13 protein-coding genes and 1 riboswitch are annotated in these 13896 nt (G+C 69.9%); of the genes, 7 read left to right on the top strand and 6 right to left on the bottom strand.

Annotated features, from left to right (window positions below):
• The first annotated feature begins 3 nt into the window (after window positions 1-3).
• The 6 genes from ACYU7G_RS08000 (at window position 4) to ACYU7G_RS07975 (ending at window position 7372) form a co-directional block, all read left to right on the top strand.
• Window positions 4-2598 carry an FtsX-like permease family protein gene (locus ACYU7G_RS08000; RefSeq protein ID WP_461106556.1) on the top strand — a complete coding sequence of 865 codons (2595 nt, stop codon included), beginning with the start codon at window positions 4-6 and terminating at the stop codon, window positions 2596-2598.
• Window positions 2599-2602: 4 nt separating this feature from the next.
• Window positions 2603-2708, top strand: a riboswitch (TPP riboswitch).
• Window positions 2709-2750: 42 nt separating this feature from the next.
• Window positions 2751-3824, top strand: a complete 1074-nt coding sequence (locus tag ACYU7G_RS07995; RefSeq protein WP_461106554.1) for a thiamine ABC transporter substrate-binding protein — start codon at window positions 2751-2753, stop codon at window positions 3822-3824.
• Window positions 3788-5473 carry an ABC transporter permease gene (locus tag ACYU7G_RS07990; protein WP_461106552.1) on the top strand — a complete coding sequence of 562 codons (1686 nt, stop codon included), beginning with the start codon at window positions 3788-3790 and terminating at the stop codon, window positions 5471-5473. The genes ACYU7G_RS07995 and ACYU7G_RS07990 overlap by 37 nt, the downstream gene beginning before the upstream one ends.
• The gene (locus ACYU7G_RS07985) at window positions 5467-6441 is read left to right on the top strand and encodes an ABC transporter ATP-binding protein (protein WP_461106550.1); all 975 of its coding nucleotides are present in this window, start codon (window positions 5467-5469) and stop codon (window positions 6439-6441) included. Before ACYU7G_RS07990 ends, ACYU7G_RS07985 begins: the two co-directional genes overlap by 7 nt.
• Before the next feature lie 231 nt (window positions 6442-6672).
• Entirely contained in the window at window positions 6673-7035 is a 363-nt protein-coding gene (locus ACYU7G_RS07980) for a YidH family protein (protein WP_461106548.1), read from the top strand.
• A 1-nt stretch (window position 7036) separates the two neighbouring features.
• Complete coding sequence (locus ACYU7G_RS07975; protein WP_461106546.1) at window positions 7037-7372, top strand: DUF202 domain-containing protein; 336 nt, start codon at window positions 7037-7039, stop codon at window positions 7370-7372.
• Window positions 7373-7438: 66 nt separating this feature from the next.
• On the opposite strand, the gene ACYU7G_RS07970 is transcribed toward ACYU7G_RS07975, so the two are convergent.
• Both ACYU7G_RS07970 and ACYU7G_RS07965 read right to left on the bottom strand, forming a co-directional pair.
• Window positions 7439-9937 (bottom strand): ATP-dependent Clp protease ATP-binding subunit, encoded by a 2499-nt coding sequence (locus ACYU7G_RS07970; RefSeq protein ID WP_461106544.1) that lies wholly within the window; start codon window positions 9935-9937, stop codon window positions 7439-7441.
• 115 nt (window positions 9938-10052) lie between these two features.
• A complete protein-coding gene (locus ACYU7G_RS07965) occupies window positions 10053-10379 on the bottom strand; it encodes a histone-like nucleoid-structuring protein Lsr2 (protein ID WP_461106542.1) in 327 nt (108 codons plus the stop codon).
• 175 nt (window positions 10380-10554) lie between these two features.
• Here ACYU7G_RS07965 and ACYU7G_RS07960 point away from each other — a divergent pair, with 175 nt between their 5' ends.
• Complete coding sequence (locus tag ACYU7G_RS07960; RefSeq protein ID WP_461106540.1) at window positions 10555-11598, top strand: NADH-quinone oxidoreductase subunit D-related protein; 1044 nt, start codon at window positions 10555-10557, stop codon at window positions 11596-11598.
• A gap of 141 nt (window positions 11599-11739) precedes the next feature.
• Here the strand turns inward: ACYU7G_RS07960 and ACYU7G_RS07955 are convergent, their stop codons facing one another.
• The 4 genes from ACYU7G_RS07955 to folB form a co-directional block, all read right to left on the bottom strand.
• The gene (locus ACYU7G_RS07955) at window positions 11740-12360 is read right to left on the bottom strand and encodes a hypothetical protein (RefSeq protein ID WP_461106538.1); all 621 of its coding nucleotides are present in this window, start codon (window positions 12358-12360) and stop codon (window positions 11740-11742) included.
• Between the two features lie 68 nt (window positions 12361-12428).
• Complete coding sequence (locus ACYU7G_RS07950) at window positions 12429-12929, bottom strand: DUF3180 domain-containing protein (protein WP_461106536.1); 501 nt, start codon at window positions 12927-12929, stop codon at window positions 12429-12431.
• Window positions 12930-12935: 6 nt separating this feature from the next.
• Window positions 12936-13499: a 2-amino-4-hydroxy-6-hydroxymethyldihydropteridine diphosphokinase gene (folK, locus tag ACYU7G_RS07945; protein WP_461106534.1), complete on the bottom strand. Its 564-nt coding sequence runs from the start codon at window positions 13497-13499 to the stop codon at window positions 12936-12938.
• Window positions 13480-13860 (bottom strand): dihydroneopterin aldolase, encoded by a 381-nt coding sequence (gene folB, locus ACYU7G_RS07940; RefSeq protein WP_461106532.1) that lies wholly within the window; start codon window positions 13858-13860, stop codon window positions 13480-13482. Before folB ends, folK begins: the two co-directional genes overlap by 20 nt.
• Window positions 13861-13896: the final 36 nt, after the last annotated feature.

Below are 13896 nucleotides of genomic sequence, written 5' to 3'. Positions count from 1 at the left end.
CCCATGTGGAAAGCCAGCCTCCACACGCTCCGCACCCGCCTCTGGCAGGTGCTGATGTGCCTGTGCGCCATCATCATCTCCGTGGCAGCACTCAGCGCCGCCCTGTCCCTGAACGCCCTGGTCCGCACCACCACCGAGGGGGTCGTCGCCGCCACCGCCGCAGACGTCACGGTGGTGCCGGCCGGCTCGCTGGTGGCCGTGGACGCGGTGTCCGCGCCGCCGCCGCTGTCCGCCACCACCGTCGCCGACGTCGCCGAGATCCCGGGAGTCACCCGGGCCCGCGGCCAGGTCCGCGGCGACGTGCTGTTCCCCATCACCAGCGACGGCGAACTCCTCCAGCCGCAGCTGGCCCCGACGATCACGGGCAGCTTCCTGCCCACCGACGACGAGGGCGGGGCGCACATCGCGATCAGTGACGGCCGCGCACCCGAGGGACCCGACGAGGTGGTGCTGGACCGGCCGACGCTGGAGCGCAGCGGCTTCGAGATCGGGGACACCGTCGCGTTCGCCCGGACCGGGCCGCACCCGTCGATCGAGGCCGTCGTCGTCGGCGTCGTCGCCCTCGAGGGGGACCGCCCCGCCGGCGCCAGCTACGCCCTGTTCAGCGAGGCCGCCGCCCGCACCCACTTCCAGGCCGGCAAGGACGGCTTCAACAGCATCTGGGTGGACCTCGACGACGGGCCCGACGTCGACGTCGACGCCATCATCTCCGAGATGCGGGACCTGATCCCGTCGGAGTACCAGATCGTCGACGGCGGCCAGGTGGCCTCGGCCACCCAGTTCCAGCTCTACCCCCGGCTCACGATCGCCCAGGTGGGGCTGTGGGCCGCCGGGCTCGTCACGCTGGGCATCGCCGCCGCGCTGATCAGCACCACCACGTCACACCTCGTCACCCGCCGCCGCCCCGAGGCCGCCTTCCTGCGACGGTTGGGCGCCTCCCCGGTCAAGGTGGCGCTGCCGATCCTCGTCGAGGCCCTGCTGCTGGGCCTGGTGGGGTCCGCGATCGGCATGCCGATCGGACAGTCGCTGGCGGACCGGTTGAACGACCTCGGACGGGAGCACGGCCTCGCGCTGGGCGCCGTCATCCCGGACCTGTCCACCACCGAGGCGTGGCTGTGCATCGGGCTCGGCGTCCTGATCACCGTCCTCGCGGCGCACCGGCACGCCACCGCCGTCTCCTTCACCGAGGCCCTCCCGCCGCGCCCCTTCATCCCGCGTCCCCGGCTGCACTTCAGCGACGCCGCGTGGACCAGCGTCGGGCTCGTGGCCGTCGGCGTCGGCCTCCTCGCCGTCGGCACCGTGCTGCCGGGCATGCCCCTGCCGTGGGCGTGGGCGCTGCTGGGCGCCGTCGTCGTCCTGGTGGGCACCGCCATCGCCACCCCCGTCCTGGGCGCACCCTTCGTGCGACTCGTGGGGCTCGCGGGCCGGCCGCTGCTGCGCGACGTCAGCACCATCGCCGCCCGCAACGTCACCCGCCACCCGGTGCGGTTCGCGAAGGCCACGGCCGCGCTGGTCCTCGGCGTGGGCCTGGTCGCCACCTTCGCGGTGCTCGGCGCGTCCGGGCGGGCCTCGGCCCAGCACGACCTGCCCGAGAACATCCACGGCGACCTGTTCGTCACCTCCTCGGCCGAGGGCGGGTTCAACCGCGGCGTCGGGGAGCTCGCCGCGACCCTGCCCGGGGTGGAGCAGGTCACCACGTACGGCATCCAGACCGCGCTGCGGGGCGGGGACCCCGTCCGTTTCGCGGTGGCGATGCCCGGCACCCTCACTGACGTGGTGAACTACGAGGTCACCGACGGCCGCGAGCTGGAGGCCGTCGACGAGATCATGGTCTCGGCCGAATACGCGGCGGCGACAGACCTGGAGCGGGGCAACGCGTTCAACGTGGTGATCAACCAGCAGCGGGTGGAGGTCCGCGTCGTCGGCATCTTCGAACCCGCCCGCGGCGTTGACCTGCCCCCGGTCATCTCGGCGCGCGGCACCTTCACCGACCGCGGCGTGACCGACGTCGACGACTTCGTCGCGCTGGAGCTCGCCCGGACCGCCGACGTCGGCACACTCCGCACCATCCTGCTCGACATCACCTCCTCCGACCCCCTGCTGCGGGTCCAGGACATTGACGAGTTGGCCGCGGCCCGGGGCGAGGCGCTGGCGGCCGCCTCCGACACCGTCGGGTCCCTGCTCACGCTGCTGACCTGGATCGCCATCATCGGGATCGCGGGAACGCTGCTGATCGCCGTGCAGGAACGCAAACCGGAGTTCGGGGCCCTGCGCCTGGTGGGCATGGACCGGCTGCAGGTGAGCGCCATGGTGGCGTTGGAGGCCATCCTGATGGGCACCGTCGGAGGCCTCGTCGGCACGGCCGCGGGCACCATCGCCGGTTGGGGGCTGCAGCGCGGCCTGGCGAACATGGGCTACCCGTTCCTGGAGATTCCGTGGGACTCGCTGTGGGGTCTCGTGCTGCGCGGGTTCCTCGTGGGTGTGGCGGCCGCGGTGCTGCCGCTGCTCGCGGCGCTGAAGCTGCAGGGTCCCTACCGGCTCCTGCAGCACCGGTCCACGACGGCCGACGTGGCCGAGCCCACCGTCGACGCCGTGTAGGGTGGGCGGCGCACAGGGGAGCGCAGCACGTGCGCTGAGAGTGCGGACCAGCCGCAGACCCTCAACCTGATCCGGTTAGCACCGGCGTAGGGAGTGAGCCAACATCTCCTCGGCCAACCATCGGCCGGGCCCGCAGGACCAGGAGGAGACTCATGTCTTTCGCACGCAGGACCACCGCCTCGACCACCGCGCTGCTCGCCGTCGCCGCGCTCGCGGCCTGCTCGGGCAGCCCGGCCGAACCCGGCCAGGACCCCACCGCCGGCGACGGCGGCGTCACCACCAGCACGGAACTGACCGTGGTCACGCACGATTCCTTCGCGCTGCCCGACGAGCTCAAGGAAGCCTTCGAGGAGGCCTCCGGCTACGACGTCACCTACGTCGCCCCCGGTGACGGCGGTGCGCTGGTGAACCAGCTGATCCTCACCAAGGACTCCCCCCTCGGCGACGTCGTGTTCGGCGTGGACAACACCTTCGCGCGCCGCGCCGTCGACGAGGGCGTGTTCTCGCCCTACACCTCGGCGACGCTGCCCGCCTCGGCCGAGCAGTACGCCATCGAGTCGCTGACGCCGGTGGACATGGGCGACGTGTGCATCAACGCCGACACCCAGTGGTTCGCCGACGCCGGAATCGACGTCCCCACCACCCTCGAGGACCTCACGGATCCCGCCTACGCGGACCTCCTCGTGGTCTCCCACCCCGCCTCGTCGTCACCCGGGCTGGCGTTCCTGGCGGCCACCGTCGGAGCCGAGGGCGAGGGCTGGCTGGAGTACTGGGACGCGCTGGTGGCCAACGGCGTGAAGGTGGTCCCCGGGTGGAGCGAGGCCTACTACACCGAGTTCTCCGGGGCCGACGGCGAGGGCCCGTACCCGCTGGTGCTCTCCTACGCCACCTCCCCCGCCTTCACCCTCACCGAGGACGGTTCCGCCTCCACCACCGAGGCGCTGCTGGAGACCTGCTTCCGGCAGGTGGAGTACGCCGGTGTGATCGCCGGCGCGGAGAACGAGCAGGGTGCGCAGGAGTTCATCGACTTCCTGCTCTCGGCCGAGGTGCAGGCCGCCATCCCGGAGCAGATGTACATGTACCCGATCGACGACGAGGTGGAGCTGCCCGCCGACTGGGCGTCCTTCGCGCCGCTGTCCGAGGCCCCCATCGAGGTCCCCGCCGAGGAGATCGCCGCCAACCGCGACCAGTGGATCAGCGACTGGACCGCCCGGGTGATCGGCTGACCTTGAGGCTGTGGCGGCTGGCTTGGGTGGCGGCCGGGATCATCCCGGCCGCCTTCCTGGCCGTCTTCTTCGCACTCCCGGCGGGGACGCTGGTGGCCAAGGGCTTCGTCGTCGACGGCGCCCTCACCCTCGAGGGCTTCCAGCGGGTCTTCAGCGCTCCCCGGACCTGGCGCATCCTCGGCTTCACGTTGGGGATGGCCGGCCTCGCCACCGCCGCCTGCCTGCTGTTGGGCATCCCGGGGGCGCACCTGCTGTACCGGCGCCGCTTCCCCGGCCGCGCCGTCGTCCGGGCCCTGGTGGTGGTGCCATTCGTGCTGCCGACGGTGGTGGTGGGCGTCGCCTTCGGCTCGCTGTTCGACAGGGGCGGGCTGTTTGGATTCCTCGGCCTGGACGACCACTGGATCGCCATCGGCCTGGCCATGGTGTTCTTCAACTACTCGGTGATCGTGCGCACCGTCGGCACCATGTGGCGACGGCTGGACCCGCAACTGGGCGAGGCCGCGCACACCCTGGGGGCCTCCCCGCTCCGGGCGTTCCTGACCGTGGTGCTGCCGGCGCTCGGCCCTGCGATCGCCGCCGGGGCCTCGCTGACGTTCCTGTTCTGCGCGTCGTCGTTCGGGATCGTGATGGTGCTGGGCGGGGTGCGCTACTCCACCATCGAGACCGAGATCTGGTTCCAGACCAAGCAGCTGCTGGACCTGCCCGCCGCGGCCGCGCTGTCCATCACGCAGCTGGTGGTGGTGACCCTGCTGCTGGTGGTGACCAACTCCCTGCAGCGCCGCACCACCCGGGCTCGACGACTCCACACCGACGACTCGGGCGTGGCCCCCGCCTCCTGGCGACGCGACTGGGCGGTGGCCGCCGTCACCGCCGTCGTGGTGCTGGGGCTGCTGCTGACGCCGCTGGTGAACCTCGCCGTGCGCTCGCTGCGCCGCGGCGGCCAGTGGACGCTGCACAACTACGCCGCGCTGTTCACGGGCGAGAACCCGGCCCTGTCCGTGCCGGTATCCCGGGCCGTGTGGAACTCCCTGTGGATCGCCGCGGTGGCCGCCGCCGTCGCGCTGGTGATGGGGGTGCTGGTCTCACTGGTGGCCTCCCGCCGACCCGAATCGTCGCGGGGGCGGCGGGCGCTGTCAGCGCTGGAGGGCCTGTTCCTGCTGCCGCTGGGGGTCTCCGCCGTGACGGTGGGCTTCGGCTACCTGATCACGCTGAACCGGCCGCCGCTGGACCTGCGCTCCAGCCTCGCCCTGATCCCCATCGCGCAGGCCCTCGTCGCCCTGCCGCTGGTGGTGCGCAGCCTGCTGCCGTCGCTGCACGCCATCGACTCCCGCCAACTCGAGGCCGCCCGCACCCTCGGCGCCGGCCCGTGGCGGGTGCTGGCCACCATCGAGCTCCCCCAGCTCGCGAAGGGCCTTGGCCTGGCGGCCGGGTTCGCCTTCGCCACCTCGCTCGGCGAGTTCGGTGCGACGTCGTTCCTGTCCCGCCCCGACGACCCGACCCTGCCCGTGGTGATCTTCCGGCTCTTCGGCCGCCCCGGCGCGGACAACTACGGCATGGCGCTGGCCGCCGCCACCCTGCTGGCAGTATTGACCGCAATCGTGATGGCAGCGGCCGAGGGCCGCCGCCCGAAGGGAGTCGCCACGTGGTAGCAGGACTCGAGACCCGCGACGTCGTGGTCCGGTACAAGGACGTGACCGCCGTCGACGGTGTCAGCCTCCACCTCGAGCCCGGCCACGTGCTGGCACTGCTGGGGCCGTCGGGGTCCGGCAAGTCCACGCTGCTGCGCGCCGTCTCAGGGCTGGCGAAGCTCGAGTCCGGCAGCATCCACTGGAACGGCGAGGACCTGTCCGCGGTGAAGGTGCACAAGCGCAACTTCGGGTTCGTGTTCCAGGACGGCCAGCTGTTCCCCAACCTGAACGTGGGCCGAAACATCGCCTACGGGCTGGGCAGGTGGGCGGGTTCCCACCGCCACCGGGTGGCCGAAATGCTCGAACTGGTCGGCCTGTCCGGCTACGAGAAGCGCAAGATCACCGAACTCTCCGGCGGCGAGGCGCAGCGCATCGCCCTGGCCCGCTCACTGGCGCCGTCGCCCCGGGCACTGCTGCTGGACGAGCCGCTGTCCGCGCTGGACACCGGGCTGCGGCGCCACCTCGCCGGCGAGGTGTCCCGGATCCTGCGCGAGGTGGGCACCACCGCCATCTACGTCACCCATGACCAGGAGGAGGCCTCCATGGTGGGCGACACCGTCGGCGTCATCGCCGGCGGCCACCTGCTGCAGCGCGCCGAGCCCGACGAGCTGTGGCGGCGGCCCGCCTCGGTGCAGGTGGCACGGTTCCTCGGGAACAAGGCCTTCCTCACCGCCGACGACGCCCACGCCCTCGGCTGGGACGGCCGGCTCCCCGAGGGGCATCTCCTCGGCGTCGGCCCCCGCAGCCTGGAGTTGCACCCCGACGGCGTTGCCGTCCCCGTCCTCGACGAGGGCTTCGACCTAGGCCACGTGGAGATCGGCATCGAACTGCCGAACGGCCAGCGCGCCGTCGTCCGCTCGGAGGAGCGCGCCGGCGCCGAGACCGTGCGGGTGCGCCTCGTCGGCGGCGCCGTCACCCCCGCCGACTGAACCGCCTCGGCAAGCCCTCGATGGCAGGGACCTCGGGGGCTGGTGACCAGCGTGAACGACACGCCGGGCAGCGGCTCTGGAGATCCCGACGACGGCGTGTCGATCACGCCTGTCACCACGGCACGTCCGGCTGCACGGCAGGTGTCCACCTTTCGGCTGCACGGGCTGCGATGTGCCACAGTTGTAGCTGGCGCGCCCCGGACCCCGGCTGCGTCGTGCGGAAGGAGAGCAGTGGCAAGGCAGCGGTTCCCACAGTCGGTCTACTCCCACGGGGAGGAGCCCGACGCGCGGTTCACCCTCGCGAACGAGCGCACGTTCCTCGCCTGGATCCGCACCGCGCTGGCGCTGATGGCCGGTGGGGTGGCCCTGGAGGCGCTGGGGCTCGGCCTCCACCCCGGGCTGCAACTGGCCGCGTCGGTGGTGCTGATGCTCACCGGCATCCTGGCTCCGGTGCAGGCCTGGTACGGGTGGGCCCGCAACGAGCGCGCCCTGCGCAACAACACCCCCCTGCCCAACCCGATGCTGGCGCTGCCGGTGGTCATCGCCGTCGCCGTCGCCGGGGTCCTCGTGATGCTGGGTCTGGTGCTGCGCTGACATGGGACAGCAGCCCTTCGACCCCGGTCTGCAACCCGAGCGGGTGTCGCTGTCCTGGCGACGCACCGCCCTCGCGCTCGCCGTCGGCTCGGTGGTCTACGCCCGCATCATCTCCCCCACCGTCGGGCTGTGGGCGCTGCTGCCCACCGCTGCGGGGCTCGCACTCGCCGTCGTCATGGGGCTGAAGTCGAACAGCCGCTACCGACACCACCACCGCACCCTCACCACGCAGCGGGGAAGCCTGGCCGACGGCTTCCTGATGTTCGTGGTCGCGGCCTGCGTCTGCGTGGCCGGCATCTTCGCCATGGCGCTGGCGCTGGTGGGCACCGTCGAGTAGGCGGAACGCGAACGGCGGCGCGCCCCCGCAGGGACGCGCCGCCGTCACGCGACTATTCGGCCGGACTCAGCTCTGGTCCGTGGCCGCGGGGGCCAACTGGTCCACCTCGCCCTTGGCGACGCCGGTGAACTTGAACGGCAACTCGGCGCCGTCCTCGGCCACGTCCACCTGGACGATCTGGCCGGGGGTGAGTTCCCCGAAGAGGATCTTCTCCGCGAGGATGTCCTCGATGTCGCGCTGGATGGCGCGACGCAGGGGACGGGCACCCAGCACCGGGTCGAAGCCACGCTTGGCGATGAGGGTCTTCGCGGCGGGCGTGAGCTCGATGCCCATGTCCTTGTCCGCGAGGCGCTCCTCCACCTGGGCCACCATCAGGTCCACGATCCGCTCGATGTCGGACTGCGTGAGCTGGTGGAAGACCACGATCTCGTCGACTCGGTTCAGGAACTCCGGACGGAAGTGCTGCTTGAGCTCGTCGGAAACCTTCGCCTTCATCTTCTCGTAGCTGCTCTCGGTGTCACCCGCCTGCGAGAAGCCCAGGTTGACGCCCTTGCTGATGTCCCGGGAACCAAGGTTGGTGGTCATCACGATCACCGTGTTCTTGAAGTCCACGACACGACCCTGCGCGTCGGTGAGGCGACCCTCGTCGAGGATCTGCAGCAGCGAGTTGAAGATGTCCGGGTGCGCCTTCTCGATCTCGTCGAACAGGACGACGGAGAACGGCTTGCGGCGCACCTTCTCGGTGAGCTGGCCACCTTCCTCGTACCCGACGTAGCCGGGAGGGGAACCGAACATCCGGGAGGCCGTGTGCTTCTCGGAGTACTCGGACATGTCCAGCGTGATGAGGGCGTCCTCGTCACCGAAGAGGAACTCGGTGAGCGCCTTGGTCAGCTCGGTCTTGCCGACGCCGGAGGGGCCGGCGAAGATGAACGAACCGGAGGGACGCTTCGGGTCCTTCAGGCCGGCGCGGGTGCGGCGGATGGAGCGGGAGAGCGCCTTGACGGCGTCCTCCTGGCCGATGTAGCGCTTGCCCAGCTCGGCCTCCATGCGCAGGAGCCTCGCGGACTCCTCCTCGGTGAGCTTGAACACGGGGATGCCGGTGGTGCCGGAGAGCACGACCGCGATCTCCTCCTCGCCGACGACGGCGGGGATGTCGGAGTCGCCCTGCTTCCAGGCCTCCTCCTTCTCCGCACGCTGCGCCTGCAGGCGCTGGACCTCGTCGCGCAGCTTGGCCGCCTTCTCGAAGTCCTGGGCGTCGATCGCGGCGTCCTTCTCCACCTTGATCTTGGCGATCTGCTCGTCGAACTCGCGCAGGTCCGGCGGGGCGGTCATGCGCTGGATGCGCAGGCGCGCACCCGCTTCGTCGATCAGGTCGATGGCCTTGTCCGGCAGGAACCGGTCCTGGATGTAGCGGTCCGCCATCGTCGCCGCGGCCGAGAGGGCCTCGTCGGTGATGGTGATGCGGTGGTGCGCCTCGTAGCGGTCCCGCAGGCCCTTGAGGATGTCCACGGTCATGCCCACCGACGGCTCCGCCACCTGGATGGGCTGGAAGCGACGCTCCAGGGCAGCGTCCTTCTCGATGTGCTTACGGTACTCGTCGAGCGTGGTGGCGCCGATGGTCTGCAGCTCACCGCGGGCCAGCATGGGCTTCAGGATCGACGCCGCGTCGATGGCTCCCTCGGCTGCGCCGGCACCGACGAGGGTGTGGATCTCGTCGATGAACAGCATGATGTCGCCGCGCGACTTGATCTCCTTGAGGACCTTCTTCAGGCGCTCCTCGAAGTCACCGCGGTAGCGGGAGCCGGCGACGAGCGCGCCGAGGTCCAGCGTGTAGATCTGCTTGTCGCGCAGCGTCTCCGGGACGTCGCCGCGGACGATGGCCTGCGCGAGACCCTCGACGACGGCGGTCTTGCCGACGCCGGGCTCGCCGATCAGCACCGGGTTGTTCTTGGTGCGGCGGCTGAGCACGGTCATCACGCGCTCGATCTCCTTGGTGCGGCCGATGACCGGGTCCAGCCGGTTCTCGCGGGCGGCGAGCGTCAGGTTGCGGCCGAACTGGTCCAGCACCTGCGACGACGACTTCTCCGGGCCGGCGTCGGGGGCGCCCGACAGGGACGCCTCCTTGCCCTGGTAGCCCGAGAGCAGCTGGATGACGGTGGTGCGCACGCGGTTCAGGTCTGCGCCGAGCTTCAGCAGGGCCTGGGCAGCCACACCCTCACCCTCGCGGATGAGGCCGAGCAGGATGTGCTCGGTGCCGATGTAGCTGTGGTTCATCTGCAGGGCCTCGCGCAGCGAGAGCTCCAGCACGCGCTTCGCACGGGGGGTGAAGGGGATGTGGCCGGTCGGGACCTGCTGTCCCTGGCCGATGATCTCCTCCACCTGCTCCCGCACCGCCTCCAACGAGATCCCGAGGGACTCCAGAGCCTTGGCAGCGACACCTTCACCCTCGTGGATGAGGCCCAGAAGGATGTGCTCGGTGCCGATGTAGTTGTGGTTCAGCAGCTTCGCCTCGTCCTGGGCGAGCACGATCACGCGCCTGGCGCGGTCGGTAAACCGTTCGAACATGAATTCTTCCCTCCCGCCGGGGGTACGCGCGTGCTGGCGATTCCCGACTCGTCCAGCTTAACCAACGACTGGAGATGTCCAAGCGTTCCGTGGTTCACCGTCCGCGAACCGGGACTCAGTGAGCAGCTTCGTACTGTTCCAGGATGTCGTTGGGGACGCGGCCACGGTCCGGGACGGCGATTCCCTGCTCCTTGGCCCACGCCCGTACCTCTGCCGCCTTGCTGCGGCCGCTGGCGGTGCGCTTGGCGCGGCCACCGGCCGCGCGGGCCGAGGAGACCTTGGTGGCCTTCTCGATGAACGGCGCGAGGGCCTTCTCGAGCTTGGCCGCGTTGTCATTGCTCAAGTCGATCTCGTACGAGGTGCCGTCAAAGCTGAACTGGACGGTCCGGTCAGCGTCGGTTCCGTCGATGTCGTCGATCAGAATTACCTGTACCTTGCGCATGAACGCTCCTTCATTTCTTCTCGTCGCACGGGAGATGTCCGCCGTCGGGGTCGACCGGTCATGTGCGATCATTGTCTCACCCTACTTCGACAAGGTTCACTTTGAAGGAAATGCCGTGGCCGATTTTCAGGTAGCGATCGGGGGCATTCCCCTACCCGGCCGATATCACATCTCCTTGGGTGAACGCCACCCGAGCCACGTCGGGGTGGTTGCGGCAGACATTTCCACAACCGATGGGGTAATTGAAGAGGTCCGGATTCAGCCCGGATACCTGCACCGGGCGGCAGAGAAGCTTTTCGAGGTCCGCGACTACCGCTCCCTGATAATGCTCGCCGACCGCCACGACTGGCTGGCCAGCTTCTCCGGTGAACTCGTGGTGACGCTCGCCGTCGAGTCCGCCATGCGCCTCACTCCCCCGCCGCGGGCCACTCGCCTGCGGACCCTGCTGGCTGAATACGCAAGGCTCCATTCCCACCTGTCGTTCCTCTCCTACGTCGCGAGTGAGGAATTGGAACGCGAAATCTGGGCGACTGTCGACGAATTACGCAACGGGCTGCTGCATTGGAGCGGCAACCGCGTGCATCCGATGTTGTGCCGGGTGGGCGGATTGTCCGCAGACGTACCGGAGGGCTGGCTCGATTCCCTGCCCGAATTGATCGGCAAGGTCTCGCGCTTGGCCGACGAACTCTCCGGAGCACTCGAGAACTCGCGAGATCGGTTCCGTGGTCTCGCAGTGGTGGACGACGCTATCTGTCACGAATATGGGCTTTCAGGGCCGGTGGCCCGTTCCTGCGGACTGGACCTGGACCGTCGGCTCACGGGCGCCCTCGACTACGCCGGTCACTTCGAACAGGCACCTCCACGCAACGCCGGCGACGCGCACGCCCGCTTCAGCGTGCTGGTGGACGAACTGCGCACCAGTTCCGCGATGATCACCAGACTCTCCGGGGACGTGCCCGACGGCCCGGTGTCCACCAAGCTCTCCCGACGCCTGAAGGTGCCCGAGGGCGAGCACGTGAGCGAGGTGGAGGCCCCCTGGGGCACCGCCGGCGTGCTGCTGGTCTCCCGCGGTGGCCCGACACCCTGGCGCCTGGCCCTGCGCACCCCCACCTTCGCCAACGTCGCGGCACTCGAGCGCCTGCTGGTCGGTGCCAGGAAGGACCAGGTGGCCGACGTCGTCGCCTCCATGGGCTACGCCATCGGGGACCTGGACAAGTAGCTTCGCCCGAGCTGGTTTCGACTCGCCCGGCTCGCTTCGAGTCGCGGGCGGCTCAACAGACGAAATCGCGTCGCTGCCCGAAATGCAAAACGCCACCGCCGTGGCGGTAGCGTCTGCGTCCCAGGAGGTGGCGCCTGGCGGTCAGCCGACTTCGCGGCGGAGCTCCGGCAGGCCGTCGAGCTGCAGCTTCGCGAGGTCCACCATCGTGGGGTGCTCGTCCTCGCCCCAGATGTCCTCGGCGCTCGGGTGCAGCGCGGCGGTGCCGCGGCGCGGGAGCAGCACCAGCTTCTGGCTGTGCTCGGCCTCCAGCTCGGCGATCTTCGTGGTCAGGGCGTCGATGCGGGCCTGGCGCTCGGCCACCTCGGCACGCAGCCACACGGCGTTGCCGCGCATGCTGCTGAGCTCCGCGTTGGCGGCGCCCAGCTGGCGGCGCAGGTTGGCGATGACGGCCTTGAGGTTGTCCGTGCGGGCGCCGAAGCGTTCGATCATGGCCACGGAGTCGGCGTGGTGCTTCTCGGAGAGGGCGACGCGGGCGGCCACCTGTTCCTTGATCTCCTCGGCGTGCTCGACGCGCTCACGCTCCAGCTGCTTGCGGGCAACGGCGACGGCGGCGAAGGCCATCGCGACGGCGAGGACGACTCCGGCCCGGACCACCCAGATGCCGCCCAGCAGGGAGGCGAGGGAGACCACGGTGCCGACGATGAGGATCGTCAGTGCGATCCGTCGTTCTGAGGAAGGGGTTGCTACGTGTCGACCAGCCATGCGGACAGGATATCCGAGGGATCCAACAACTCGGTGAGGCACGCCGTCGTTTCCGAGGGCGTGTCGCGTCAGTCCTGCTCCTCGGAGGACTCGTCGTCCTCGTCATCGTCGTCGGGCACCACGCACGCCTTCTCGAGCAGGTGCCCGGCGCCGGTGAACAGGATGGCGCTGACCAGGGTCACCGATCCGAGCAGCACCCGCTGGGCGGGCTGGGAGGCGTCCAGTTGGCCGATCCAGCGCCCGACGTAGACCGCGTGCATGCCGGCGAGGATGGCACCGGCCATGATGGCGGCCTTCGCGATGGCGAGGGCCCGCACGGCCTCCACCCCGGAGACCGCACGCTGTGCCACCCGCTTCGACAGGCCGCGGGAGTAGATCCAGGCAGCCACCGCCATCACCACGAGGATGGCGGGCACGGTCCAGGGCACCACCGGCGGGAAGCCCTCGAACAGGTCGTAGATGCTGAGCAGGAACGCCGCCAGCAGCGCCCCCGCGAGCGCGGCGACGAGGACCTGCTTGAAGGTGGTCAGCCCCAGCTTCGGCCGGGGCGGTTCGGGCTGTTGCGCCAAGGTGGCTCAGAACCCGGCGGGTGCGGAGATCACGATGTCGTCACGACGTCGCACCCCGTCCGTGTCCACGTCCTCCACCAGTTCGGCGATGCGGCCGTGGCCGGCGATCTCCGCCTCGGGGTCCACGTCCAACCAGGGCACCAGCACGAAGGCCCGCTCGTGGGCGCGCGGGTGCGGGAGCTCGATCTCGGCCTCGCTGATGCGCTTGCCCACCATGATGATGTCGATGTCCAGCGTGCGGGGCCCGTTGGGCACCTCGCGGACGCGGCCGAAGTTCTCCTCGATTGCGAGCGCCCGGTCCAGGAGCGTCAGCGGCTCGAGCGTCGACTCGGCGACGACGATCAGGTTCAGGAAGTCCGGCTGCTCGGGACCCTCGCCCTCCAGCTTGGTCTCGTACACCGGCGAGACGTCCACGAGGATCAGGTCCGGCGTCTCGGCCAGGTACTCGACGGCCTCCGCGAGGATGGTGGCGGACTCGCCCTGGTTCGACCCGAGGCTGAACACGACCTTCGAGATGGGCCGCAGGTTGCCGAGGGTGTCAACGTCGATGTCAAAGGGGCCGTTGGACATTCTTGCTCCTGGTGATGGTGACGGACAGGTCTGTGAAGGCTTGCCGGACAGGTGCTTGGGGCTTGTGCACGGTGACTCGCACCGTCTCCACCCGCTCGTCGTGTTCGAGGCAGGCGGCCGCGATTCGGCCGGCCACCGTCTCGATGAGGTTGCAGGGTTCACCGCTCAGCACAGCTTCGACCACTTCTGCGATCTCCGCGTAGTTGACGGTGTCAGCCAGGTCGTCGGAGGTGGTTTCGAGCGGCAGCCCCAACTCGACATCTGCGACGAAGGTCTGGCCGTCACGTCGTTCCTCGGGGAACACCCCGTGGAATCCGGTTGCGGAAATCCCTGTCAGTGTGATGCTGTCCAAGCTGCTCACCCCCAATTCTCTTCTGCGACGGGTGCGACTCTACCC

The sequence above is a fragment of the Tessaracoccus terricola genome (genome assembly GCF_054776555.1).
This window is presented reverse-complemented; position numbering and strand designations above follow the sequence as displayed.